The organism is Streptomyces sp. NPDC046215 (assembly GCF_040646215.1).
Lineage (GTDB): Bacteria > Actinomycetota > Actinomycetes > Streptomycetales > Streptomycetaceae > Streptomyces > Streptomyces stramineus.
Window position 1 is genome coordinate 36191 of the sequence record NZ_JBEYZW010000031.1, and the last position, 25566, is coordinate 61756.

General features: G+C 72.2%; 18 protein-coding genes and 1 riboswitch. Of the genes, 10 read left to right on the forward strand and 8 right to left on the reverse strand.

Annotated features, from left to right (window positions below):
- The first annotated feature begins 55 nt into the window (after window positions 1-55).
- A riboswitch (TPP riboswitch) is annotated at window positions 56-202 on the forward strand.
- The gene (gene thiC, locus ABZ951_RS16075) at window positions 196-1953 is read left to right on the forward strand and encodes a phosphomethylpyrimidine synthase ThiC (protein WP_344084877.1); all 1758 of its coding nucleotides are present in this window, start codon (window positions 196-198) and stop codon (window positions 1951-1953) included. Its footprint overlaps the riboswitch before it by 7 nt.
- Before the next feature lie 119 nt (window positions 1954-2072).
- On the opposite strand, the gene ABZ951_RS16080 is transcribed toward thiC, so the two are convergent.
- From ABZ951_RS16080 to ABZ951_RS16090, 3 genes are all read right to left on the reverse strand, one after another.
- Window positions 2073-2984: a hypothetical protein gene (locus tag ABZ951_RS16080; protein ID WP_344084874.1), complete on the reverse strand. Its 912-nt coding sequence runs from the start codon at window positions 2982-2984 to the stop codon at window positions 2073-2075.
- A gap of 181 nt (window positions 2985-3165) precedes the next feature.
- Window positions 3166-4263, reverse strand: coding sequence for a metallophosphoesterase (locus tag ABZ951_RS16085; protein ID WP_344085294.1), 1098 nt, complete (start codon window positions 4261-4263; stop codon window positions 3166-3168).
- 294 nt (window positions 4264-4557) lie between these two features.
- On the reverse strand, window positions 4558-5670 hold the full coding sequence (locus tag ABZ951_RS16090; RefSeq protein WP_344084871.1) for a LacI family DNA-binding transcriptional regulator: 1113 nt from the start codon (window positions 5668-5670) through the stop codon (window positions 4558-4560).
- A gap of 377 nt (window positions 5671-6047) precedes the next feature.
- On the opposite strand from ABZ951_RS16090, the gene hisC reads away from it, so the two are divergent.
- The 6 genes from hisC (at window position 6048) to ABZ951_RS16120 (ending at window position 16928) form a co-directional block, all read left to right on the forward strand.
- A complete protein-coding gene (gene hisC, locus ABZ951_RS16095; protein ID WP_344084868.1) occupies window positions 6048-7127 on the forward strand; it encodes a histidinol-phosphate transaminase in 1080 nt (359 codons plus the stop codon).
- Window positions 7128-7399: 272 nt separating this feature from the next.
- Complete coding sequence (locus ABZ951_RS16100) at window positions 7400-8980, forward strand: cytochrome ubiquinol oxidase subunit I (RefSeq protein ID WP_344084865.1); 1581 nt, start codon at window positions 7400-7402, stop codon at window positions 8978-8980.
- Window positions 8981-9005: 25 nt separating this feature from the next.
- A complete protein-coding gene (gene cydB, locus ABZ951_RS16105) occupies window positions 9006-10013 on the forward strand; it encodes a cytochrome d ubiquinol oxidase subunit II (protein ID WP_344084862.1) in 1008 nt (335 codons plus the stop codon).
- A gap of 13 nt (window positions 10014-10026) precedes the next feature.
- Window positions 10027-13758, forward strand: a complete 3732-nt coding sequence (gene cydD, locus ABZ951_RS16110; protein WP_344084859.1) for a thiol reductant ABC exporter subunit CydD — start codon at window positions 10027-10029, stop codon at window positions 13756-13758.
- Between the two features lie 67 nt (window positions 13759-13825).
- A complete protein-coding gene (locus ABZ951_RS16115) occupies window positions 13826-15514 on the forward strand; it encodes a GAF domain-containing protein (RefSeq protein WP_344085291.1) in 1689 nt (562 codons plus the stop codon).
- Window positions 15515-15875: 361 nt separating this feature from the next.
- Window positions 15876-16928, forward strand: a complete 1053-nt coding sequence (locus tag ABZ951_RS16120; RefSeq protein WP_344084856.1) for a M23 family metallopeptidase — start codon at window positions 15876-15878, stop codon at window positions 16926-16928.
- A 7-nt stretch (window positions 16929-16935) separates the two neighbouring features.
- Here ABZ951_RS16120 and ABZ951_RS16125 read toward each other — a convergent pair whose 3' ends face one another.
- On the reverse strand, window positions 16936-17832 hold the full coding sequence (locus ABZ951_RS16125; RefSeq protein WP_344084853.1) for an HAD hydrolase family protein: 897 nt from the start codon (window positions 17830-17832) through the stop codon (window positions 16936-16938).
- Window positions 17833-18007: 175 nt separating this feature from the next.
- On the opposite strand from ABZ951_RS16125, the gene ABZ951_RS16130 reads away from it, so the two are divergent.
- The 3 genes from ABZ951_RS16130 (at window position 18008) to ABZ951_RS16140 (ending at window position 20593) form a co-directional block, all read left to right on the forward strand.
- Complete coding sequence (locus ABZ951_RS16130; protein WP_344084850.1) at window positions 18008-18913, forward strand: LLM class flavin-dependent oxidoreductase; 906 nt, start codon at window positions 18008-18010, stop codon at window positions 18911-18913.
- A gap of 158 nt (window positions 18914-19071) precedes the next feature.
- Window positions 19072-19974: a zinc metalloprotease HtpX gene (htpX, locus tag ABZ951_RS16135; protein WP_344084847.1), complete on the forward strand. Its 903-nt coding sequence runs from the start codon at window positions 19072-19074 to the stop codon at window positions 19972-19974.
- A gap of 28 nt (window positions 19975-20002) precedes the next feature.
- Window positions 20003-20593 carry a hypothetical protein gene (locus ABZ951_RS16140; protein WP_344084844.1) on the forward strand — a complete coding sequence of 197 codons (591 nt, stop codon included), beginning with the start codon at window positions 20003-20005 and terminating at the stop codon, window positions 20591-20593.
- 19 nt (window positions 20594-20612) lie between these two features.
- On the opposite strand, the gene ABZ951_RS16145 is transcribed toward ABZ951_RS16140, so the two are convergent.
- The 4 genes from ABZ951_RS16145 to ABZ951_RS16160 all read right to left on the reverse strand — a co-directional run bounded on the left by ABZ951_RS16145 (window position 20613) and on the right by ABZ951_RS16160 (window position 25366).
- Window positions 20613-21533 carry a MerR family transcriptional regulator gene (locus tag ABZ951_RS16145; protein ID WP_344085288.1) on the reverse strand — a complete coding sequence of 307 codons (921 nt, stop codon included), beginning with the start codon at window positions 21531-21533 and terminating at the stop codon, window positions 20613-20615.
- Between the two features lie 150 nt (window positions 21534-21683).
- Window positions 21684-22598 (reverse strand): metal-dependent hydrolase, encoded by a 915-nt coding sequence (locus tag ABZ951_RS16150; protein ID WP_344084841.1) that lies wholly within the window; start codon window positions 22596-22598, stop codon window positions 21684-21686.
- Between the two features lie 90 nt (window positions 22599-22688).
- Window positions 22689-24494: an SDR family oxidoreductase gene (locus ABZ951_RS16155; protein ID WP_344084838.1), complete on the reverse strand. Its 1806-nt coding sequence runs from the start codon at window positions 24492-24494 to the stop codon at window positions 22689-22691.
- Complete coding sequence (locus tag ABZ951_RS16160) at window positions 24491-25366, reverse strand: M24 family metallopeptidase (RefSeq protein ID WP_344084835.1); 876 nt, start codon at window positions 25364-25366, stop codon at window positions 24491-24493. Before ABZ951_RS16160 ends, ABZ951_RS16155 begins: the two co-directional genes overlap by 4 nt.
- Between the last annotated feature and the right edge of the window lie 200 nt (window positions 25367-25566).

Consider the following 25566-nt stretch of genomic DNA (forward strand, 5'->3'; position numbering starts at 1 on the left):
ATCATCGCAAGCCCCCCTGGCCCTCCGGGCCGGGGAAGCGCTAGCGTGGTGGCACCTTTGCAATCGCGGGAGCTCGGAGCACCGGGCTGAGAGGGCGCTGACCTCCGTAGTGCGTGTACGCACGTGTACGGAAAATCGCTGCGTCGACCGCCGAACCTGTTACCGGGTAATGCCGGCGTAGGGAGTTCTGGTCTCATGACCTCGCAGGATGCACGCACGTCCGAAAACGGCCGGATCGGCTGGCACAAGGACTACGTGACCGGCTCGCGACCGGACCTCAGGGTTCCGGTGCGGCGGGTGCATCTCACCAACGGGCAGGACGTACGGCTGTACGACACCTCCGGCCCGTACACCGACCCGGCCGTCGAGACGGACGTCCGGCGCGGCCTCCCGCCGCTGCGGGAGAACTGGATCATCGGCCGCGGTGACACCGAGGAGTACGCGGGGCGCCCGATGCGCCCCGAGGACGACGGCCTCAAGCACACGTCGCCGCGCGGGGGGCTGAAGAACCTCGACGCGGTCTTCCCCGGGCGTCCGCGCCAGCCCCGCCGGGGCCGGGCCGGCACCGCGGTGACCCAGCTCGCGTACGCCCGCCGGGGTGAGGTCACCCCGGAGATGGAGTACGTGGCCCTCCGGGAAAACGTTTCGCCCGAGACCGTCCGCGAGGAGATCGCGGCCGGCCGGGCCGTGCTCCCGGCCAATGTGAACCACCCGGAGATCGAGCCGATGATCATCGGCAAGAAGTTCCTGGTGAAGGTGAACGCCAACATCGGCAACTCCGCCGTCACCTCCTCGATCGAGGAGGAGGTGGAGAAGATGACCTGGGCGACCCGCTGGGGCGCCGACACGGTCATGGACCTCTCCACCGGCCGCAACATCCACACCACCCGTGAGTGGGTGCTGCGCAACTCCCCCGTGCCGATCGGCACCGTGCCGCTCTACCAGGCGCTGGAGAAGGTCGACGGCAAGGCCGAGGAGCTCACCTGGGAGATCTACAAGGACACGGTCATCGAGCAGGCCGAGCAGGGCGTGGACTACATGACCGTCCACGCGGGCGTGCTGCTGCGCTACGTCCCGCTCACGGCCCGCCGCAAGACCGGCATCGTCTCGCGCGGCGGCTCGATCATGGCGGCCTGGTGCCTGGCGCACCACAAGGAGTCGTTCCTCTACGAAAACTTCGAGGAACTCTGCGACATCCTCGCCGCGTACGACGTGACGTACTCCCTCGGCGACGGGCTGCGCCCCGGCTCCATCGCGGACGCCAACGACGAGGCGCAGTTCGCGGAGCTGAAGACGCTCGGCGAGCTGAACACGATCGCCAAGCGGCACCACGTCCAGACGATGATCGAGGGCCCCGGGCACGTCCCGATGCACAAGATCAAGGAGAACATCGACCTCCAGCAGGAGATCTGCGAGGAGGCGCCGTTCTACACACTCGGCCCGCTGACGACCGATGTGGCGCCCGCGTACGACCACATCACCTCCGGGATCGGCGCGGCGATGATCGCCTGGTGGGGCACGGCGATGCTCTGCTACGTCACGCCCAAGGAGCACCTGGGCCTGCCGGACCGCGACGACGTCAAGACCGGCGTGATCACCTACAAGATCGCGGCCCACGCGGCGGACCTGGCCAAGGGCCACCCGGGCGCGCAGGAGTGGGACGACGCGCTGTCGGACGCGCGCTTCGAGTTCCGCTGGGAGGACCAGTTCAACCTGGCCCTCGACCCGGACACCGCCCGCGCCTTCCACGACGAGACGCTGCCGGCGGAACCGGCGAAGACCGCGCACTTCTGTTCCATGTGCGGGCCGAAGTTCTGCTCCATGAAGATCTCTCAGGACATCCGGCGCGAGCACGGCGGCGATCTCGCCGTGGACCCCGCGGCGGGCATGGCGGAGAAGTCCAAGGAGTTCGCGGCGGCGGGCAACCGCGTCTACCTGCCGATCGCCGACTGACGGCCCGCTGAGCGGGCCCCCGCGGTGGCGTGAAGGGAGGCCCCGGCAACAGCCGGGGCCTCCCTTCACGGGCGCTCAGCGGGCGTCTCACCCGGCCGCGGGGCCTGTCGCCCGGCCGGTCACTTCGGCCGGCGGTTGGGGCTGTTGTGGTCCGGGCCCCCGTAGTCGGGACTGGTGAAGTCGGGACTGGTGTAGCTGGGTCGGGGGCTGGGGGAGGACTCACTGTCGGGGCTGGTGAAGCCCGGACGGGAATAACCCAGCTGCGGGGTGCGGCTGGGACCGCCGGGAAGTCTGGGGACGAAGGGCTTCGGCGAGGCGGCGGGGGAGCCCGGGGGACCGCCGAGCGCCTCGCGGAGGAAGGGCAGTATCCCGCGGTGGATGAGCGCCTGCCGCCAGGCTTCCCTGGCCCGGTCGACCTCTTCCGTCAGGCCGACCCCGCGCGCGTCACTGCCCGCGCCGACGCCGTTGCGCAGGGCCGTGAGGACCATGGCGACCATGGCGACGAACGCTCCCGCGGCCGTGAGACCGGCGAACCACCACCCCGTGGTGATCATGGGGTCCGCGACGGTCGCGTCCGTTCCGATCGTGTGCAGCACATAGCCGATCACCAGGAAGAGCAGGGCGGCGATACCGGCGAGGACCGGGGCCAGGACGGCGATCACGGCACCGGCGCCCGCGCCGGCGGTCCCTATGGTCGCGTCATCCGGGGCGGCCGGGGCCGCGACGCCTTCGGGGGCGCTCTCCTCGCCGTGCGCGCCGCCGGCGCTCACGGGCTGGCGGCGCTTTCGGGAAGAGAGCGCGCGCAGGGCTTCGCGCGCCTTTATGTAGTTCTGGTATTCGACAGTCGCACATGCCGAGATGGCGGACATGGCGTCGAGAGCCATGGCGCGCAACTGTTCCGCATTGAGCCGCTGTCCTATCGCGGCGGCCAGTTCCGGGTCATGGTCGGCGGTACGCAACGCCTGGTCGACAACACGCTCGAATTCCGGGCGGTCCTCGGCCAGCAGGTGCGGAACGCTGTTCATGTGCATCCCCCGATGCTCCGTAGGGCCTTCTTGCCGGCTTACACCGGGCAGTGGGCGGAAACGGAGGAGAGCCTGCTACGGATAAGCCGATGGTAGAGCCGTTCCGGCACGGGGTGACAGTGTGTTTCCCGAATTACCCCGCTGCGGTGGAACTCCCTACCTGCCCTGACGCCCGCCTGCTGAACCCTCAGCCGCTCAGCGGAAGTTGCACGACCAGCAGTTTTCCGGCCATCGTCACGCCGCCGTCCATCGCCAGGGCCAGCCCGTCCGCGTAGAGATGAGGGCCGTCGACCACCGGCGTGCCGCCGCCCTCGCCGTCCTCGTCCTCGGCGCCGACTTCACCCAGAAGATACGGAATCGGACTGTGCCCGTGGACGATCCGGCCGCCGCCGTAGGTGTCGAGCAGCTCCCGCACGGCCATCGGGCCGGCCTCGTCCCGGAACGCGAACCGCTTGGTGAACTTGCGGAAGAGGTCCCAGCACTCGTCGGGGTCGTTGCGCTGGAGGGCCTCGGTGATCGCGTCGTTGACGGCCTCGATGGAATCGCCGAACTCGAGGTAGGCGGTGGTGTCGGAGTGCACGAGCAGGTGCCCGTCCTCCTGGGCCATGGCGTCCAGCCGCGACATCCACTGCAGGTGGTGGTCCTCCAGGCGCTCCATGTCGGCGCGCTGGCCGCCGTTGAGCAGCCAGGCCGCCTGGAAGGAGGCGGTACCGGCGCCGGAGTTGACCGGGGTGTCGGCGAACCGCTTGGCGCCGATGAGCAGCAGCTCGTGATTGCCCATCAGGGCCTTGCAGTAGCCGCCCGCGGCCGCGGCCTCGGCGGACAGCCGCATCACGAGATCGATCACACCGACGCCGTCGGGGCCGCGGTCGGTGAAGTCGCCGAGGAACCACAGACGGGTGTTGCCGGCGCACCAGCTGGCGTTCTCGTCGATGAGGCCCTGGGCGAAGAGCGCCTCGCACAGCTCGTCGAGGTAGCCGTGGACGTCGCCCACGACGTAGAGCGGCCCGGGGCCGGTCTGCGCGGTGGGCGCGTGCGGCTCGGGGAGCGGCGTGAGGGCGACGGTCGGGACGTCCTCGGGGGCGCCGCGGCCGATCACCGGGAGGTCACGCTCGGTCGGGGTGTAGCCGTCCGGAGCGTCCATGGGCGGCTGCACCGGTGGCGCCGACTGGGCGTACGGAGGCAGCGGAGGAGGCGCGGCGTACCCGGGGAAGGGCGGGATCGCCGCCGTGGTCCGTGCCGCGGGTCCTTGACCGGCCCCCTGAGTCATCGACCCCTCCACCATCGCGCCGCCGTGCACCTTGTGGACCTTGCCTGGTCGACGGCGGTCCGTGGTGTCGTGCGCCCATCATAGGAATGACCGTCGCGCCTTGTGACGCACCAGGGGCCGCCAATCGGAGCGGGAGGGTGCATACGCCGGTCATTTCTCCCCAATTGAGTCATTCGCCCGGGCGACTCCGCGCCCCCTGCGCCCGGTATGAGATTCGGTACGGGCCCGGGAAAGGTGCGGCGGCGGGAAACGGCGGGTTGACCGGGCGGGCCCGGCCGCCGCCTCCCGGTCCGGTTCCGCGCCCGGTTCTCAGTCCGGGGCGGGCCCCCGCGGCGGGCTGACCGTGGTGCGGGGCCGGCGGCGCTGCGAGGACGTCCGGACGATCAGCTCCGTCGGTATGACCTGCTCGACCGGCCGCCCGGTGTCGAGCCCCTCGATGGCGTCGATGAGGAGCTGGACGACCGCGGTGCCGATCCGCCGCGGCTTCAGGGAGAGCGTGGTCACCGGCGGCTCGGTCGTGGCGTAGACCGTGGACTCGCTGCAGCAGACGAGCAGCAGGTCGTCCGGGACGCGCATGCCGTAGCGGCGGGCCGCGGCCAGCAGGTCCGTGCCGTTGGGGTCGAAGAGGCCGTAGACGGCGTCGGGACGGTCCGGGCGGGCCAGCAGCCGGTCGGCGGCCACGGCGCCCGCACAGGGGTCGTGGGCGGGGTACTCCTCGTAGACCGGATCCTGGCCCACGCGCTCGCACCAGTGCAGGTAGGCGGTGGTGGAGAGCCGGGTGTAGGTGTCCGTGGTGGTGCCGGTGAGCAGACCGATCCGGCGGGCGCCGGCCGCCGCGAGGTGGTCGAGGATGCCCAGGACGGCGGCCTCGTGGTCGTTGTCGACCCAGGCGGTGACGGGGAGGCTGCCCGCGGGCCGGCCGTCGGAGACCACGGGGATGCCCTGGCGGACCAGGTCGGAGACCACGGGGTCGTGGTCGGAGGGGTCCACGACGACGGTGCCGTCGAGGGCGACGTTGGACCACACGTCGTGGCGTGAGGTGGCGGGCAGGATGACCAGGGCGTACCCGCGGGCCAGCGCGGCCGAGGTGGCGGCTCTGGCCATCTCGGCGAAGTAGGCGAACTCGGTGAAGGTGAAAGGTTCATCCCCGTAGGTCGTCACCGTCAGGCCGATGAGGCCGGACTTGCCGGTACGGAGCGTGCGGGCCGCGGCCGACGGGCGGTAGCCCAGCCGGTCGGCGACCTCGCGGACATGGCGGCGGGTCGCGTCCGGTAGCCGGCCCTTGCCGTTGAGCGCGTCGGAGACGGTCGTGATCGACACCCCGGCGGCGGCGGCCACGTCCCGGATCCCCGCCCGTTCGTGCCGGCTGCCCCTGCGGGATGGATCCGCCCGGCTCACCTGGTGCTTCCCTGCTGCTGTCATGGCGAGCCGATAGTAGGGCTCGGGTGGTCCGTTGGCAGGGCGGCGTATTTGACTGTTGACAGGCACGTTTCTGCATGTGCTCTCCCGAGCAATGACCATGGAAACGGAGGGAGTTGGTGCTATTCACGGTGAACCCTTGGCCTCTGGCATATCCAGGTCTCGTGAATGGTCCAGGTCTCGAAGAGGTCTCAACTCACCTTCATGGGTGATGCGCGCCACGGCGCTCGCCACCGGCGCGCGCCATAAAAAGGAGCGCTCCCCCTGCTCTGGACGCCACCCCGGTGAATCCTCTTAAGGTGTGCAGTATTCATGTCCGCTATTCGTGTGCGGTGTGTCCGTGCGGTCGCGAGCGCACGGGATGTCGAGGAGGACCTGCGGTGACCGAGAAGACCCCGAAGCTGCGCCCCGCCCTGGAAGGGGTGCCGACCTACAAGCCGGGCAAGCCCGCCGCCACCGGTGGGCCGGTCGCGTACAAGCTGTCCTCGAACGAGAACCCCTACCCGCCGCTGCCCGGGGTGCTGGAGAAGGCCGTCGAGGCGGCCGGCTCCCTCAACCGCTACCCGGACCTGGCCTCCGCGGCCCTGCTGGCCGAGCTGGCGGACCGCTTCTCCGTCCCGCTCTCCCACCTCGCCACCGGCACCGGCTCGGTGGGCGTCGCCCAGCAGCTCGTCCAGGCCACCTCAGGCCCCGGCGACGAGGTGATCTACGCCTGGCGGTCCTTCGAGGCGTACCCGATCATCACCCAGGTCTCCGGTGCCACGCCCGTGCAGGTCCCGCTGACCGGCGACGACGTCCACGACCTGGAGGCGATGCTCGCCGCGATCACCGAGCGGACCCGGCTGATCTTCGTCTGCAACCCCAACAACCCCACGGGCACCGTGGTGCACCGGGCGGAGCTGGAATCCTTCCTGGACCGGGTGCCCGCGGACGTGCTGGTGGTGCTGGACGAGGCGTACATCGAGTTCGTCCGGGACGCGGACGTGCCCGACGGGCTCGACCTGTACCGCGACCGTCCGAACGTCTGTGTGCTGCGGACCTTCTCCAAGGCGTACGGGCTGGCGGGGCTGCGCATCGGCTTCGCCGTCGCCCACGAGCCGGTGGCGGCCGCGCTGCGCAAGACCGCCGTGCCGTTCGGCGTGAGCCACATCGCGCAGGAGGCGGCCGTGGCCTCGCTCCGCAGCGAGGACGCGCTGCGGGAGCGGGTGGACGCGCTGGTGGCCGAGCGGGCGCGGGTGGCCCAGGGGCTGGCCGGGCAGGGCTGGACGGTCCCGGGCTCCCAGGCCAACTTCGTCTGGCTGCGGCTGGGGGAGCGGACGCTCGACTTCGCGGGCGTGTGCGAGCGGGCCGGGGTGATCGTCCGGCCGTTCCCGGGCGAGGGCGTGCGGGTGACGATCGGCGAGCGGGAGGCGAACGACCTCTTCCTGGAGGCCGCGGAGACGTTCCGCAAGGAGCTCTGAGCCCGCGCCCGCCCGGCCGCTGAACGCCGCGCGCCCCTTGAAGGGGGTGCGCGGCGTTCAGCGTGTCCGGGCCCGCCCCCGCCGGACGGCCCCCGCGCTAGGGCCGAAAGGGGTACCCGCTGAGAAGTCCGAAAATCGGGTGCGCCATAATGCTTGTGAATGTGAACGCGTTCACAAGCTCTGCCTTTATGCCCTGCTTTAACTGGGTCATACAGGTGCATAACCGTCGGCGGCCCGTGTCGCCGGTGACGCGAGAGGCAAGGAGAGACCGAGTGAATCTGGCTTTGGCTCCTGAGACGCTGGCCCGCTGGCAGTTCGGCATCACGACCGTCTACCACTATCTCTTCGTCCCGCTCACGATCAGCCTGGCGGCGGTCACCGCCGGGCTGGAGACGGCCTGGGTCCGCACCGGCAAGGACAAGTACTTCCACGCCACGAAGTTCTGGGGAAAGCTCTTCCTGATCAACATCGCGATGGGGGTGGTCACCGGCATCGTGCAGGAGTTCCAGTTCGGGATGAACTGGTCGGACTACTCCAGGTTCGTCGGCGATGTGTTCGGGGCGCCGCTCGCGATGGAGGCCCTGCTGGCCTTCTTCTTCGAGTCCACCTTCATCGGGCTGTGGATCTTCGGCTGGGACAAGCTCCCCAAGAAGATCCACTGCGCCTGCATATGGATCGTCTCGCTCGGCACCGTGCTCTCCTCGTACTTCATCCTGGCGGCGAACTCCTGGATGCAGCACCCCGTGGGCTACGCCATCGACCAGGCGACGGGGAAGGCCCGGCTCACGGACATCTGGGCGGTCCTGACCCAGAACACCACGCTCGTCGTCGTTTTCCACACCCTCACCGCGGCCTTCCTCACCGGTGGCGCCTTCATCGTCGGCATCGCCTCCTTCCACCTGTGGCGCGCCAAGCGCAAGCAGCTGCGGGGCGAGGAGCTGGGGGAGAAGCAGCGGACGCAGATCGGCGCGATGCGGGCATCGCTGCGCGTCGGGCTGGTCGTCGCCGTCATCGCCGGGCTCGGCACCGCCATCAGCGGCGACAGCCTCGGCAAGGTGATGTTCGAGCAGCAGCCGATGAAGATGGCCGCGGCCGAGGCCCTGTGGGAGACCAAGGCGCCGGCGCCGTTCTCGGTCTTCGCGGTCGGCGATGTCTCCAAGGGCCACAACAGCGTCGAGATAGAGATCCCCGGCCTGCTCTCCTTCCTCTCCCACAGCAACTTCACCGACGCCGTGCCCGGCATCAACGACATCGCCGCCCAGGAGGCGGAACGGTACGGCGGCAAGCCCGAGGACTACATCCCCAGCATCTTCATGACCTTCTGGGGCTTCCGGCTGATGATCGGCTTCGGGATGACCTCGTTCGTGGCCGCGGCCATCGGGCTGTGGACCACCCGGAAGAAGTTCTGGCTCGCCCCCGAGTTCCGGACGGGCGAGCACGAGGTGCCGCGGCTGATGCTGACCCGGACCCGTGAGATGAACGGTTTCTTCACCGCCTGGTCCTGGCGCATCGGCATCCTGACCATGGGCTTCCCGCTGATCGCCAACTCTTTCGGCTGGATCTTCACCGAGATGGGCCGCCAGCCCTGGGCCGTCTACGGGCTGCTCAAGACCGGCAGCGCGGTCTCGCCCGGGGTCAGCCAGGGCGAGGTCATCACCTCCATGGCCGTCTTCACCCTGCTGTACGGGGTGCTCGCGGTCGTCGAGGTCAAGCTCCTCGTGAAGTACGCCAAGGCGGGGCCGGACACGGACGAGAAGCCGCCCGCGAAGGACCCCAGGCTGCGGCTCCCCTCCGGCGGCGCCGGGGACGGGCGGCCCGAGGACGCCGACAAGCCGATGACCTTCGCGTACTGACGCGGCGGAACGGAGACAACGAACCATGCACCTCCACGACTTCTGGTTCCTGCTGATCGCCGTCCTGTGGACCGGCTACTTCTTCCTCGAAGGCTTCGACTTCGGCATCGGCGTCCTGACCAAGGGCCTCGCCAAGGACCGCACCGAGCGCCGGGTGCTGATCAATACGATCGGCCCGGTCTGGGACGGCAACGAGGTCTGGCTGATCACCGCGGCCGGAGCGACCTTCGCCGCCTTCCCCGACTGGTACGCCACCCTCTTCAGCGGCTTCTACCTCCCCTTCCTCGCCGTTCTGGTCTGCCTGATCATCCGCGGCGTCGCCTTCGAGTACCGCCACAAGCGGTCCGGGGAGCGCTGGCAGCGCAACTGGGAGCACGCGATCTTCTGGTGCTCGCTGCTGCCCGCCTTCCTGTGGGGCCTCACGTTCGCCAACATGGTGCGCGGGGTGCCCATCGGGCCGGACAAGAACTTCAGCGGCGCGCTCGTCGACCTGCTGAACCCGTACGCCCTCCTCGGCGGGCTCCTCACGCTCGTGCTCTTCACCTTCCACGGGGCCGTGTTCGCCGCACTGAAGACCACCGGCGGGATCCGGCACCGCGCCCGTTCCTACGCCACCGTGCTCGGCATGACCTCCGGTGTCCTGCTGGTGGCCTTCCTGGGCTGGACCCAGATCGAGTCCGGCAACGGCCGCAGCCTCGCCGCCCTGGTCACGGCCGTGGTGGCGCTGGCACTGGCCCTGGTGCTGAACCACTTCGGCCGCGAGGGCTGGGCCTTCGCGCTCTCCGGGGTGACGATCGCGGCCGTCTTCGCCCTGGTCTTCCTCGCGCTCTTCCCCGAGGTCATGCCCTCCTCGACCAACCCGGCCTGGAGCCTGACCGTCGCCGACGCGGCCTCCAGCCCGTACACGTTGAAGATCATGACGTGGGTCGCGGTCCCCATGACCCCGCTGATCATCGGCTACCAGGCGTGGACCTACTGGGTGTTCCGCAAGCGGATCGGCACCCAGCACATCCCGGCCCCCGCCGCCCACTGAGGACGGAAACCCCATGCAGCCCGTCGACCCCCGCCTGCTCAGGTACGCCTCCGCGACCCGCTTCTTCCTGGTCGCCTCCGTCGTGCTCGGGCTGGCGGGGGCCGGCCTGGTCATCGCCCAGGCGATGCTGATCGCCGACATCGTCGCCGGGGCCTTCCAGGACGGCCGCACCACCGGGGACCTGGGGACGCGGCTGGCCCTGCTCGCGGCCGTCGCCGTGGGCCGGGCCGCCGTCTCCTGGCTCACCGAACTCGCCGCCCACCGGGCGAGCGCGGCCGTGAAGTCCGAGCTGCGGCTGCGGCTCCTGGAACGGGCCACCCGCCTCGGCCCCGCGTGGCTCGACTCGCAGAAGACCGGCGAACTGACCAACCTCGCCACGCGCGGGATCGACGCGCTCGACGACTACTTCGCCCGCTACCTGCCCCAGCTGGGCCTCGCCGCCGTCGTTCCCGTCGCCGTCCTGGCCCGTATCGTCTTCGCGGACTGGGTCTCCGCGCTCGTCATCGTCCTCACGCTGCCGCTCATCCCCCTCTTCATGATCCTCATCGGCTGGGCCACCCAGTCGCGCATGGACAAGCAGTGGCGGCTGCTCGCCCGGCTCTCCGGGCACTTCCTCGACGTCGTCGCCGGACTGCCCACGCTCAAGGTCTTCGGGCGGGCCAAGGCGCAGGCCGAGTCGATCCGCGCGATCACCTCCGACTACCGGCGGGCCACGCTGCGGACGCTGCGCATCGCCTTCCTCTCCTCCTTCGCCCTCGAACTGCTCGCCACCCTGTCCGTGGCGCTCGTCGCCGTCGGCATCGGCATGCGGCTCGTCCACGGCGAACTCGATCTGGCCACCGGCCTGATGGTGCTCGTCCTCGCACCGGAGGCGTATCTGCCGCTGCGGCAGGTGGGCGCGCAGTTCCACGCGGCCGCCGAGGGGCTGTCGGCGGCCGACGAGGTCTTCGCCGTACTGGAGACCGAGCCGGCGCCGGCCGGGACCGCGCCGGCCCCCGACGCCCGCCGCGCGACCCTCACCGTGGACCGGCTGGTGGTGCGGCACGAGGGGCGGACCGAACCCTCTCTGCCCGAGACCTCGTTCGAGGTGCGGCCCGGGGAGACGGTCGCGCTCGTGGGCCCGAGCGGGGCCGGGAAGTCCACCCTGCTGAACGTGCTGCTCGGCTTCGCCCGCCCGGCGGGCGGACGGGTGCTCGTAGGCGGTACGGATCTGTCATCGCTCTCCCCCGAAAGCTGGCGGGCCCAGGTGGCCTGGGTGCCGCAACGACCCCGTCTCTTCGCCGGGACGGTCGCCGAGAACGTGCGACTGGCCCGGCCGGACGCCTCGGACGCGCAGGTGCGGGAAGCACTGCGGGCGGCCGGTGCGCTCGACTTCGTCTCCATGCTGCACCACGGCACTGACACCCGCCTCGGCGACGACGGCGCCGGCCTGTCCGCGGGGCAGCGCCAACGGGTCGCGCTGGCCCGGGCGTTCCTCGCGGACCGCCCCGTCCTGCTGCTCGACGAGCCGACCGCGAGCCTGGACGGCGAGACGGAGGAGGCCGTGGTGGCGGCGGTCCGGCGGCTGGCCGAGGGCCGCACGGTCCTCTTGGTCGTCCACCGGCCGGCGCTGCTGGCGGTGGCGGACCGGGTGGTGACTCTCGCCGGGCCCGCGGACCTTCCGGAAGGGCTGCTTCCGGAAGGGCTGCTTCGGGAAGGACTGCCTTCGGAAGGGCTGCTTCCGGAGGTGCCCGGGCAGCAGGGCGGCGCCGGTGACCGCGCAGACCAGCACGACCGGGACGACCGCACCGACCGCGCCGACCAGGCCGAGGCCCCGGCGGTCCCGGCCGCTGGAACCGCGCACCGTACTACTGGCACGCGGTCCGCTGAGGCGACGCCCGGTCGGCCGGACGTTTTCGCATCGCGCGCGGTCCGGAAGGCGACCCCGGCCGCCCCCGCCCCCCGTGTGCTCGCCCGTGTCCGTGCCGCCGGGCGCGAGCGGTGGGGGCGGTTCGGGCTGGCGCTGCTGCTCGGGAGTCTCGCGCTCGGCAGCGCCGTGGGGCTGATGGCCGTCTCCGGCTGGCTGATCTCGCGGGCCTCGCAACAGCCTCCCGTGCTTTATTTGATGGTCGCCGTCACGGCGACCCGCGCGTTCGGGATCGGCCGCGCCGTCTTCCGTTACGCCGAGCGTCTCGTCTCCCACGATGCCGCCCTGCGGACCCTCGCCGGGCTGCGGGTCGCGGTGTACCGGCGCCTGGAGCGCCTGGCGCCCGCCGGGCTGCGGGACACCCGCCGCGGTGACCTGCTCTCGCGCCTCGTCGCGGACGTCGACGCCCTTCAGGACTACTTCCTGCGCTGGCTGCTGCCCGTCGGCTCGGCGGTGGCCGTCGGGGCCGTCTCGGTGGGCTTCACCGCCTGGCTGCTGCCGGAGGCCGGCCTGGTGCTGGCGCTCGGGCTGCTGACGGCCGGCGCGGGGGTGTCCGCGCTGTCCGGGGCGGTCGCCCGCAGGGCGGAACGGCAGTCGGCCGCCGCGCGGGGCGAGTTGACCGCCCAGGTGGTCGACGTGCTGGCCGGGACAGCCGAGTTGACCGCCGCGGGTGTGCTCTCCTTCCGGCTGGCCAGGCTGCGCCGCGCGGACGCTGTGCTCACCTCTCTCGCCCGCCGCGCGTCGGCCGCCACGGCGCTCGGCTCCGGCCTGTCGGCTCTCGCCTGCGGTCTGACGGTGGCGGGGGCGGCCTGGACGGGTGTGGCGGCCGTGCAGGACGGGCGGCTGGCCGGGGTGTGGCTGGCCGTGGTCGTGCTGACGCCGCTGGCCGCCTTCGAGGCGGTGAACGGGCTGCCGCTCGCGGTGCAGTACCGCCAGCGCGTGCGGCGCTCGGCGGAGCGGGTGTACGAGGTGCTGGACGCGCCCGTGCCCGTACGGGAAGGGACGGCCGAGGCGCCGGCCTCGCCGTTCCCGCTGCGTCTGGAGGGGGTGACGGCGCGCTATCCGGGACAGTCCGCGCCGGCCCTGGAGGGCTTCGGGCTGGAGCTGGTGGCGGGGCGCCGGGTGGCCGTCGTGGGCCGCTCCGGGGCGGGCAAGACGACGCTGGCGCAGGTGCTGCTGCGCTTCCTGGACGCCGAGTCCGGCACGTACAGCCTGGCGGGCGAGGACACGGCCCCGATGGCGGGGGACGCGGTGCGGCGGCTGGTGGGGCTGTGCGCGCAGGACGCGCACCTCTTCGACAGCTCCGTGCGCGAGAACCTGCGGCTCGCGCGGCCGGACGCGGACGACGCCGCGCTGCGGGCCGCACTGCGTTCCGCGCGGCTGCTGGAGTGGGTGGACGGGCTGCCCGAGGGGCTCGACACGCTCGTCGGGGAGCACGGGGCGCGGATGTCGGGCGGTCAGCGACAGCGGCTCGCGCTGGCCCGGGCGCTGCTCGCGGACTTCCCCGTCCTGGTGCTGGACGAGCCCGCCGAGCACCTCGACCTGCCGACCGCCGACGCCCTGACCGCCGATCTGCTGGCGGCGACCGAGGGCCGGACGACGGTGCTGATCACGCACCGGCTGGCGGGTCTGGAGGCGGTCGACGAGGTGATCGTCCTGGCGGACGGGCGGGCGGTGCAGCGGGGCCCGTACGAGGAGCTGGCGGTGGCGGACGGGCCGTTCCGGCGGATGCTGGAGCGCGAACCCGCGACGGGAACCGGCAGGCCGCCGGAGAACGTCATCGAACCGGTGCCGGACATCAGCCTCAGCGCGCTTTCCCTGACAAATGGGACTTACTAGGCTCGGGGGCATGGCACCCACGGCAGAACCCCCCGGACCGCAGGACCCACGGGAGGTGCAGGGCCCGATGGACCCGCTGGCCATCGCCACGGAGGCCACCCGCAGCCTCCAGGGCATGTCCACGGAGCTGACCTCGCGCGTGCCGCAGCTCCTGGAGGCCATGCAGTCGGTGGGCACCGGGCTGGAGCTGCACACCACCCTGGACCGGATCGCCCGGACCGCCGCCGATCTCGCCGGGGCGCGCTACGCGGCCATCGGCGTCATCGACTCCACCGGTGAGGGGCTCTCCGACTTCATCACCTACGGCGTCTCCCAGGAGCAGCACGAGCGGATCGGAGCGCTGCCCGACGGCCACCGCGGGCTGCTCGGCGCGCTCATCCACCAGCCCGCGCCGGTGATGCTCTCCGACCTGGCGTCCGACCCGCGCTCGGCCGGCTTCCCGCCGGGACACCCGCCGATGCGCAATTTCCTCGGGGTGCCGATCCGGGTCGAGGGTGAGGTCTTCGGCAATCTCTACCTGACCGAGAAGCTGGGCGGCGGCGAGTTCAGCATCGCCGACCTCCACATGGTGAAGATCCTGGCGACCGAGGCGGGCATCGCGATCGGCAACGCGCGCGTGCACGACGAGGGCCGGCAGCGGATGCGCTGGATCGACGGTTCGGTGGCCGTCACCACGGCCCTGCTGTCGGGGAGCGACGCGGAGGACGCGCTGGCCGTCGTCGCCGAACAGGCCCGCCGGCTGGCCGATTCCGCCGCCGGCATCGTGCTGCTGCCGGACGGCGACGGCGGCATGGAGATGGTGGCCGTCTCCGCCGACGACCCCGCCGGCCTGCTGGGGACGGTGATACCGCCGCACAGCCCGGTCGTCTCACACCTGCTCGCCGGGGAACCGGTGTTCATCGACGACTCCGCCACCGACCCGCGCATGATCACGGAGGTGGCGCCCCGGTTCGGGCCGAGCATGCTGCTGCCGCTCAAGAGCGGCGACCGGGTGCTCGGCACGCTCGCGACGCCCCGCGCGCGGGGCGCGCGGAGATTCAGCCCGGCCGAACGCAAGCTGGCCGCGCAGTTCGCCGCCCAGGCCGCCCTGGCGCTCGTCCTGGCCGAGGCACAGCGCGACCGGGAGCGGCTCGCCGTCTACGAGGACCGGGACCGGATCGCGCGGGATCTGCACGATCTGGTCATCCAGCGGCTGTTCGCCACCGGTCTGATGCTGGAGAGCGCGCAGCGCAAGGCGGTCGTGCCCGAGGTGCGGAAGAAGGTCGGCCAGGCCGTGGACGAGCTGGACGTGACCATCCAGGAGATCCGTACGGCCATCTTCGCCCTCCAGCAGGGCCCGGCGGAGGCGCCCGCCGGGCTGCGGACGCGCGTCCTGAGGGAGCTCGGCACGGCCGCCGTCCCGCTGGGTTTCCAGCCGTCGGCGAGTTTCCTCGGCGCGGTCGACGCGAGGGTCGGCGAGCTCACCGGCAAGAACCTCATCGCCGCGCTGCGTGAGGCGCTGTCCAACGCGTTCCGGCACGCTCAGGCGTCCCGTATGGAGGTCGTGGTGGACGCGACGGTCACGCTGCCGGACGGCAGGGACGGGGTGCGGCTGACGGTCGCCGACGACGGGGTGGGCATTCCGCAGGGCGGCCGCCGCAGCGGCCTGAGGAACCTCGCCAAGCGGGCGGAGTCGCTGGGCGGCTCCAGCTCGTACGGGCCGGGACTGGGGGAGGACGGCGGCGGCACACGGGTGGTGTGGGAGGCGCCGCTGTGAGCGGTTCCCCGACGGGGGCGGGAAGTGTTCCGGGGTGCGGCTGACGGGTGACGGGCGGTCCGCCGGCCGGGCTGAGGGTGTTCCCGCCCGGTGAGTCGCCCGTCGCCCGGGTCGTTCTCGCCCCCAGGCGTCGTCCGGGACCGTGCCACCGCCCGTACCGGGCGCTCCGGCGGGCCGTCCGCCGCTCCTCGTGGGCCACTGCCACCGCCGCACGCAGCCGTACGGCACACACCCGGGGCGGCATCCCTTCGTCCGAACGGACCTCAGCGGGCGCGCGCCTCCCCGGCCGCGGGACACGATCGCGTTCATGCGACGCCCGTATCCGTCTCACGTACCGGGCCGCCTGCGCAGGAGCGGTGGCGTGGTTCTCTGTGCCTTGTGCGCGGTGGTCTCCCCGCCGCTCGTTTTCGATTTGCCGGCCGCCGGGCGGGCCCCGGAACGGCTCACGAAGGTCACCTCCGAGGTGTTCCGGCTCGCGGAGGAGGCCGGCCGGGCCCGGCAGCGGTACGAGCGGGTGCGGCGCGCGGCGCGGGCGCAGCGGGCCCGGGCCGCGGAGATCGGCGCGCTGCTGCGCAATCGAAGAATCGTTTCTGCGATCCTGCGCGACGACGTCGGGGCCGCCGCCCGCGCGCAGTACCGGACCGGTGGCTTCACCGCCGTGGGCAGCACCCGGGCCGCGGACGACCCCGTGGAGCTGGTGGACCTCCAGGCCCCCGCCGTGCGCCGCCGGGCCCGGCTGGGGCGGCTGCTGGACCAGAACGTCCGTGCGGGCCGGCAGCTGGCCGCGGAGGAGCGGTCGCTGGCCGCTTCCCGGCCGGCCCTCGACAAGGACACCGAGCGGCTGCGCACCGCGGAGCTCGCCGCCGAGAAGCGGTTGGCGGCCGCGCGGGGCGAGCTGAACGCGATGGCCCAGGCGGCCGTCGCGTCCGGCAACTGCGTGCCGCTCGACAGCCTCGACGGCCTGGCGGCCGAGGTCGGTGCCGCCGCGGGGCAGGAGGAGGCCGTCGAGGGGGACTGGGCGCGACCGGTCACCGCGTACCGGCTCACGGCGGGTTTCGGCGGCGTGGGGGCGAACTGGGCCAAGGGCCACACCGGGCAGGACTTCGCCGTCCCCATCGGCACCCCCGTGCGCTCGATCGGGGCCGGGACGGTGGTGGCGGCCGGGTGCGGGGGACCGTTCGGCATCAGCATGGTGGTCCGGCACGAGGGCGGCTGGTACTCGCAGTACGCGCACCTGTCGGCGCCGTTCGTGACGCCGGGGCAGGAACTGCGCGCGGGCCAGTGGCTCGGGCTGTCCGGGACCACCGGCAATTCCACCGGTCCGCACCTGCACTTCGAGATCCGCACCACGCCCGGCTTCGGGTCGGCCGTCGACCCGGTGCGCTGGCTGGGCGCACGGGGCGTGCGGCTGTAGCGGCCGGCTACCGGCCGCGGGCGAGCAGGATCTGCTCGATGACCGCCGCGACGCCGTCCTCGTTGTTGGCGGCGGTGTGGTCCGTGGTGAGGGCCAGGACCTCGGGGTGGGCGTTGGCCATCGCGTAGGCGGTGCCGGCCCAGTCGAGCATCTCCAGGTCGTTCGGCATGTCGCCGAACGCCACGACCTCCTCGGGCGCGATCCCGCGCTCGGCGCAGCACCGGGCCAGGGTGCTGGCCTTGCTGACGCCGAGGCCGCTGATCTCCAGCAGGGCCGTGGGGCTGGAGCGGGTGAACGAACCGTGGGCTCCGCCGGCCTCGCGGGCGAGGGTGAGGAACTCGTCCGGGCCGAGGTCGGGGTGGTGGGCGAGGAGCTTCAGAATGGGACCGGGGTGCCCGGTGTCAGCCGTGTGGTCCGTGCCGTCAACGGGCTCGGCCAGCAGCTTCTCGGCGGGGCCGATGACCGCTCCCGGGTCGAGGAAGAAGGGCGGGTACTCCGGCTCGTAGTGGATGCCGGTGGTGCGCTCGACGGCGAACGAGGCGCCGGGGGCGACGGCCCGAACCGCGTGGACGATGGCGAGGGCCTCGGTGCGCTCCAGCGGGCGGACCTCGATGAAGCGGCCGCCGTCGTGCAGGTCGACGACGGCGGCGCCGTTGGCGCAGATCGCCAGGCCGTGGCCGTGCACGTGGTCCCGGACGACATCCATCCAGCGGGCCGGGCGGCCGGTGACGAAGAAGACCTCCACGCCCGCCGCCTCCGCCGCCGCGAGGGCCGCGACGGTGCGGTCGGAGACCGTTTTGTCGTCGCGCAGGAGGGTGCCGTCGAGATCGGTGGCGATCAGCCGGGGAGTGGCTGCTGACCGGCGGGCTGCCGGGGTCTCGGGCTGCTCGGTAGCTGAAGTCACGGTCCCATTCTCGTCTACGGGCCGACCGGTTCGCACAGGCGTGCGCCGGGATGCGCGGGCGAGCCCGGTGCGACCTCCCGAGGTGCGGGCCGCGCCGTGTGTCCCCCCACTCGGTGCATAGGCTGTTGTCATACCCACTCCCGCGCTGTCATACCCAGCGCCTAGGCTCGCTCCCATGCGACTGAGCACCGTGATCCTTCCCGACCGCCGCTGGTCCGAGGGCGGCCGTGAGCGCTGGCAGCGAGCCGAGGAGCTGGGCTTTCACACCGCTTACACCTATGACCACCTGTCCTGGCGCACCTTCCGGGACGGGCCGTGGTTCGGCGCCGTGCCCACCCTGACGGCGGCGGCGACGGCCACGTCCCGGATGCGGCTGGGCACGCTCGTCACCTCCCCGAACTTCCGCCACCCGGTGACGCTCGCCAAGGAGCTCATCTCCCTGGACGACATCTCCGGCGGCCGCCTCACGCTCGGCATCGGCGCGGGCGGCTCCGGGTTCGACGCCTCGGCGCTGCTGAAGGGCGGCCAGGAGCCCTGGACGCCGCGGGAGCGGGCCGACCGCTTCGCCGAGTTCGTGCCGCTGCTGGACCGGCTGCTGACCGAGGACGTCGTCTCGTTCGAGGGCGAGCACTACGCGGCGACCGAGGTGCGGAACATCCCCGGCTGCGTGCAGCGCCCCCGGCTGCCCTTCGCGGTGGCCGCCACCGGCCCGCGCGGTCTGAAGCTCGCGGCGCGCCACGGGCAGGCGTGGGTGACCACGGGTGACCCGAAGCTGTTCGAGACGGGCACGCCGGAGCAGTCCCTGGCGGCCGTCGGCGGCCAGATCGAGCGCTTGGCCAAGGCGTGCGCCGACGTCGGCCGTCAGGGCGCCGGCCCGGAGAAGATCCTGCTGACGGGCTTCACCCCGGACCCCGGCCGCCCGCTGACCTCCCTCGACGCCTTTGTCGACTTCGCGGGCGCGCACGCGGAGCTGGGCATCGACGAGATCGTGCTGCACTGGCCGATCGCAGATTCGATCTTCGACGCCGACCCGGTCGTCTTCGAGAAGATCGCGACGGAGGGGCTCGCCCAGCTGTCCTGACCGGGGACCAAGGGCTGGAAGGGCCGCCGGGGCGGTGCGTGCCCGCCCCGGCCGTTTCGTCCGGGGCGGGGGTTTTATCCCCCGCGCAGCCGGTGAAGAGGGAGAATCGGGGCAGAGGCAGTTTCTGGGGCACGTACCGCAGAGCCTTGGAGGTACCCATGCCACGCACCCGATTCGCCCCTGACCGGGGGCTGACCAGCCGCATGGTGGCCACGATGTTCTTCATCGGGCTCCTCTACGTGGTTTTCGTGGGTGTGCTGGTGGCGCTGTTGCGCGGGTCCTGGCCGATCGTCGTGGTCGTCGCGGGCGGCCTGTTCATCGCGCAGTTCTGGTTCAGCGACCGCATCGCCGCCTTCAGCATGGGGGCGCGCGAGGTCACCCCGCAGGAGGCACCCGAGCTGCACGGCGCTGTCGACCGGCTGTGCGCGCTCGCCGACATGCCCAAGCCGCGCGTGGCCGTCGCCGACAGCGATGTCCCCAACGCCTTCGCCACCGGTCGCAACCGGAAGAACGCCCTGGTCTGCGCCACCACCGGGCTCCTGCGCAGACTGGAGCCGCAGGAGCTGGAGGGCGTCCTCGCGCACGAGCTCTCGCACGTCGCGCACCGCGACGTGGCCGTGATGACCATCGCCTCCTTCCTGGGCGTCCTGGCCGGGGTGATCACCCGTATCGGGCTGTGGGGCGGCTTCCGCCGGGACGGCGGGCGCGACAGCAGCGCGGCGCTCCTGGTGGTGCTGATCCCGCTGATCAGCGCCGTGGTCTACGCCATCAGCTTCCTGCTCACCCGGCTGCTGTCCCGCTACCGCGAGCTGTCGGCCGACCGGGCCGGGGCGCTGCTGACGGGCCGGCCCTCCGCCCTGGCGTCCGCGCTCACGAAGGTCACCGGGGAGATGGCGCGGATACCCACGCGCGACCTGCGGCAGGCCGAGCCGTTCAACGCCTTCTACTTCGCGCCCGCTTTCTCCAAGGACAGCCTGAGCAGGCTGTTCTCCTCCCACCCGTCGCTGGAGCAGCGGCTGGACCTGCTGGGCCGGATCTCGGCCCGGCTCGGCCGCGCCTGACCGCTCCCGGCCCCTAGGAGCTTCGCCCATGGGATTCCTGGACGCCATCCTCGGCCGCAGCAAGCCGGTCCGCCCCGACCTCGACCAGCTCTTCGCCCTGCCCTCCGCCGCCGTGACCCTCGAGGCGGGCGCCGGCTTCACCCCGACCGGGCTGGGCTCGGTGTGCTTCGCGAGCGTGGAGGGCGGGGCCTTCACCCGGCTGCGGCAGGACGTGCGGGACCTCCTGGACGCCGATACCGGGCGCGGCGGGGTGCCCGTGGAGTTCAGCCAGGACGCCTACGGCTACACCTGGCTGCTCGCCCGGCAGCCGGCCGAGTCCGAGGGGGCCGCCGCGCTGGTCAACGACCTGCACGCGGTCAATACGCTGCTCCAGGACGCCGGTTTCGGCCCGCAGCTCCTCTGCTCCCTGCTGGGCTTCCGCGACGCCGCCGGCCGCCCGCTCGCCCTCGTCTACCTCTACAAGCGCGGCACGTTCTATCCCTTCGCGCCGGTGCCGGGCGGGGGAGACAAGCGGGACAACGGACTGGAGCTCCAGGCGAAGGCGCTGCTGGCGGACGACCTGCGGATCGAGGAGGACCTCTCCCGCTGGTTCCCCGTGTGGGGCGCGCCCGGACTGTGAGGCCCGCGTGCCGCCGGGGTCAGGAGCGGGGCAGGAGGGCGTCCATCGTGCGGGCCTGAATCTCGCGTTCGACCGCCGCGGCTATGAAGGCTTCGGCGTGCTCGGGGCCCACCAGCGTGCGGACGGCGTCCACGGTACGGGCGGGCAGGCCGACGAGCTGCCGCCCCGGCTCCTCCTCCGGCTTCCGCGCGGGCGCGGCGGCCCGCTCGCGCTCCGGCTCGCCTTCCGCCGCCGAGCCCAGGTGGTGGCGGAGGTGTTCATTGGCCAGGGTCCGCATGGCGCGGGCGAGTTCGGCGTCGACGGTCTGCTGGGCCAGCGGGCGCAGCCGGCGCACCAGGGCGGCGGCCTCGGTGGCTTCCTCCTCGGTCGGCGGGTGGTCGAAGTACTGGTGGAAGACGTGCTCGGTGGTGAAGGCGAGAAAGCGGCCGGCGATGTGTTCGACCTGGACGCGCAGCTCCCGCAGATGGTCGGAGATCGCGAGCAGCGGCACCCCGGCCCGGTGCAGCTCGGCGGCGACGGCCAGCTCCCGCGGGCTCGGCACCAGGAACTCCTGCGGTGCGTCCGGCAGCCGGACCAGCACTCCGAGCTCCACCGCGTCGTCGACGGCCTCGTCGTCCGGCGCGCCGCCGAACCGGTCGTCCAGCTCGGCGCGCGTCAGCCGCTCGGCCGTCTCGTCGCTCCACGGGCCGTCCACCTCGGTGACCAGGCCGAGGACTCCGCCGAGCCCGCGGCCCGCGTCCCACGCCTCCAGGAGCTCCTTGATGCTGGCCAGGGTGTAGCCGCGGTCCAGGAGGCCGGCGATCTGGCGGAGCCGCGTCAGATGGGTGTCCCGGTAGACGTTGGCCCGGCCGCGCCGCTCGGGCTTCGGCAGCAGCCCGCGGTCCTGGTAGGCGCGGATCGTGCGGACCGAGGCACCGCTGCGGTGCGCCAGATCCTCGATCCGGTACTCGGGACCGGCCGGCCCCGAGCGGCCCGCCTGCCCGCTCTGGTGGTCCCCGCTCTGGTGGTGGTCCCCGTCGTGGTGATTCCCGCCCTGGTGATCCCGTCCGCGGTGATCCCGTCCGCCCTGGTCGCTCAAGGGTGTTGCTCCTTACGAGATGGCCGCGCGGCCTATCGCGCCCGCCGCGGCGCGTGCCGCGGGTGAGGTCGACAGGTAGTCGACGGCCTTGCGCAATGAGCCCTCCTGGGAGGGATGGTACGACCGCCGCAGATAGCGGGGAACGGCCGAGCCCAGCTCCCGCCACGTCGGCAGCAGTCCCTTGGCCACGGCCTTGTTGTGCTCGCGCAGCGAATAGCGCGTCCGGCCCGCGAGCTGGGGGTCGTGCCGGATCAGGTACCGCGCGCCCCACCCCCACAGGTAGAACAGCACGGGGGCGGTGATCGCCATGCCCAGCGCTCGGCGGGCGTAGCGGCCGGGGTCCTCGCCGCCGCAGTGCTCGTACATGTCGAAGGCCACGGCCCGGTGTTCGACCTCTTCGGCGCCGTGCCAGCGCAGCAGGTCCAGCATCACGGGATCGGGGGCGGCCCGGTCGAGGTCGTCCGTCTCCAGGACCCAGTGGCCGAGCACGGCCGTGAACTGTTCGACCGCGGCGATGACGGAGAGCCGGAACCGCAGCCACTCCCGTTCGGTGACCGGCAGGCCGAGCGGAGGCTTCTCGCCGAGCAGCACGTCGAAGAGGAAGTCCAGGCGCCGGGTGTAGGCGGTGGCGTCCAGGCCCTGCGCTGCCAGGTGATCGAGCACGTACGCGTGCTGGACGCTGTGCGTGGCCTCCTGGCCCATGAAGCCCTTGACGTCCTTTAACAGGGCTTCGTCCCGCACAAGCGGCAGGGCTTCCTTGAAGACCTTGACGAACCACCGCTCCCCGGCCGGCAGCAGCAGGTGGAGGACGTTGATGACGTGGGTGGCGGTGGGCTCGTCCGGGATCCAGTGCAGCGGCGTCGCCTCCCAGTCGAACGACACGCGCCGCGGCATTATCGGGTGGCTGCTCCGGTAGGCGTGGCTCATCGTCTGCTCCTGCTCCTGGTACTTCTCCTGTTTCCGGCCCGGTTTCCGGCTCTGCTTCTCATGTGCTGCTCCTCGGGGCGGCCACCGCCGTCAGAGCCGCGGTTCGATCCGGGCGACGGCCCGCCGCAGCCGGGGCGTGAACCGGGACATCAGGCGGAGGCCGTGGGCCTCCGGGGTCACCGGGACGACGGCGTCGTTGCGGAGCACGGCCCGCAGGATCGCGTCGGCGACCTTCTCCGGCGGGTAGTTCCGCTTGCCGTACACCCGGCTCGCCTTGTCCCGGCGGCGCTGCTGCTCGTCGTCCGAGACGCCGGAGAAGCGCGCGGTGGAGGTGATGCCGGTGTTGACGATGCCGGGGCAGATCGCGGAGACGCCGATGCCCTGCCCGGCCAGCTCGGCCCGCAGGCACTCGCTGAGCATCAGCACCGCCGCCTTGGACGTGCTGTACGCGGTGAGCGCCCGGAACGGCTGGAACGCCGCCGCGGAGGCGGTGTTGACGATGTGGCCGCCCTGTCCGCGCTCGGCCATCTGCCTGCCGAAGGCCCGGCAGCCGTGGATGACGCCCCACAGATTGACGTCGAGGACCTGCCGCCATTCCTCGGCGGTGGTGTCCATGAAGGTGCCCGACAGGCCGATCCCGGCGTTGTTGACCAGGATGTCGACCACGCCGTACTCGGCGGCGACCTTCGCGGCCAGCTTCTCCACGGCCTGTTCGTCCGACACGTCGGCGCACTCGCCCCACGCGCGGGGCGCCCCGGTCAGCCGGGCCATCTCGGCCGTCCGGGCGGCGCCCTCCGCGTCCCGGTCGACGGCGACGACGCGCGCGCCCGCCTCGGCGAACGCGAACGCCGTGGCCCGTCCGATGCCGCTCGCCGCGCCCGTCACGAGCACCAGCCGGCCGCCGAACGCCTGGGCGTACGCGTCGGTGGCGGTGGTGCGGTGCGCGGGCGTGCTCGCCGTGCCCGCCGTGCCCCGCTCCGTCGCGGTGACGAATTCGTCGATCCAGGCGGCCAGTTGGTCGGGCCGGGTGCGGGGCACCCAGTGCTTGGCCGCCAGAGTGTGCCGGACCAGGCCGGGGGCCCAGTGCTCCAGGCCGTCGTAGAGCCGCTCGGAGAGGTAGGCGTCGCGGGTCGGGGTGATCAGCTGCACCGGTACATGGGCGTACGCGTCCGTGCGTGGCCGGCGCAGCCTGGAGCGGATGTTGTCGCGGTAGAGCCAGGCGCCGTGGGCCGCGTCCGTGCGGAACGAGGACGTCGGGTAGCCGTCGCTGGGCACCTTCTCCATGCGCTCCAGCATCCTGGGCCACTGCTTCATCAGCGGGCTGCGCATGAGCGCCTCCGGCAGGGCCGGGGTGTGCAGTGCGTAGACGTACCAGGAGCGGGTGCCCTGGCCGAGGGCCTGGGCCAGCCGGCGCGGGGTCGGCCGGGTGGCGCGCTCCTTGAGCCAGAGGGCCAGGTGGTCGAGGGACGGGCCGGAGATCGTCGTGAAGGAGGCGATGCGCCCCTCGGTGCGCGGCACGGTGGCGAACTCCCAGCCCTGCACGGAGCCCCAGTCGTGCCCGACCAGGTGGACCGGGGCGTCCGGGCTCACCGCGTCGGCGACGGTCAGGAAGTCGTCCGTGAGCTTCTCCAGAGTGAAGCCGCCCCGCAGCGGCTGTGGGGCCGTGGACCGTCCGCAGCCCCGCACGTCGTAGAGCACCACGTGGAAGCGGTCGCGCAGCCGCTCGGCGACCGCGGACCAGACCTCTTTGCTGTCCGGGTATCCGTGCAGCAGCACCACTGTGGGGCGCGAGGTGTCCCCCAGCTCCGCGACGCACAGATCGATCCCTCCGGTGCGCACCCACCGCTCGCGCGCGCCCTCGATGCGGGTGTCCCCCGCGCCGTGCCCTGCGTTCATGCGGCCCTCTCCTCCTGCCCGCGCCGCACATGCGGCAGATCGTCGTCCAGCCAGAAGGCGCTCTCCTCGGGATCCCGGGAGTCGGTGACCACCAGGAGCTCCTCGAACTTGGCGCCGATACCCCGGAATCCGAGGTGGGGTTCGACCGCCCACAGGCCCGGTCGCGGTGGGTGGTCGGAGAATCGGTAGGGGCTCCACAGCGGCGACCAGCCCTCCCGGTGCCCGTGGAGGGCGTCCGAGGCCAGACCCCGGAGCGTCTGCGTGCCGAACCCGAACAGCGTGGGTGACCAGCGGCGTTCGCGGACGCGGCCGACCTTGTGGGCGATCACGCCGAAGGGGTAGGCCCGGTGCCGGTTGGCGTAGCCCTGGCGGGTCATGAGGCGGTCGACGTCCTCGTAGATCTCGCGCAGCGGGCGGCGCTCGCGCACCTCGCGCAGGATCAGCTCGCGGTGGACGAGCAGGTCGGCCATCAGCCGGTCGTGCAGCGGGTCGGGGCCCAGGCAGCCGGAGTAGCCGATGTCGGCCGTGAAGCCCCCGTGGACCGGGGCCATGTCGAGGATGAAGGGCATCCCCGGCTCCAGCGGCCGGTCCGTCGGGAAGAACTGCAGCGGTATCCGGAACCCGGCGAAGGCCGTGCGGTCCCCGAACCAGGCGAAGGGCAGGTGGAACCAGTCCCGCACGCCGCGCTCGCGCAGCCATTCGCGCTGCATCCGGGCCGCGTCCCGCTCGGTGACGCCCGGCTTCAGCTGGGCGGCGACTGCTTCCGCGCAGGCGTAGGTGAGCCGCTGGACCTCTCTGAACCCCTGTAATTCCGCGGTGAGTTCGCGGCTCGCCGCGGAGCCCGCCGTGGCCGTCGACACCATCGTCACCATCGCCAACCGTCCGTCCCGTGTGCCCGAGTTCCTGCCTGCGGTACGCGTCCGTAACTTGACACTGATGAATGTGACAATGCCTGGAGGCTGCGTCAAGGGTCATGCATGCTCTGTGGACAACTTCCGGTGATCGGCGCGATGCCCGTCACTCACCGGAGCCACCCAAGCCACGTGAGTCACTCCAGACCCACCGGTAGACC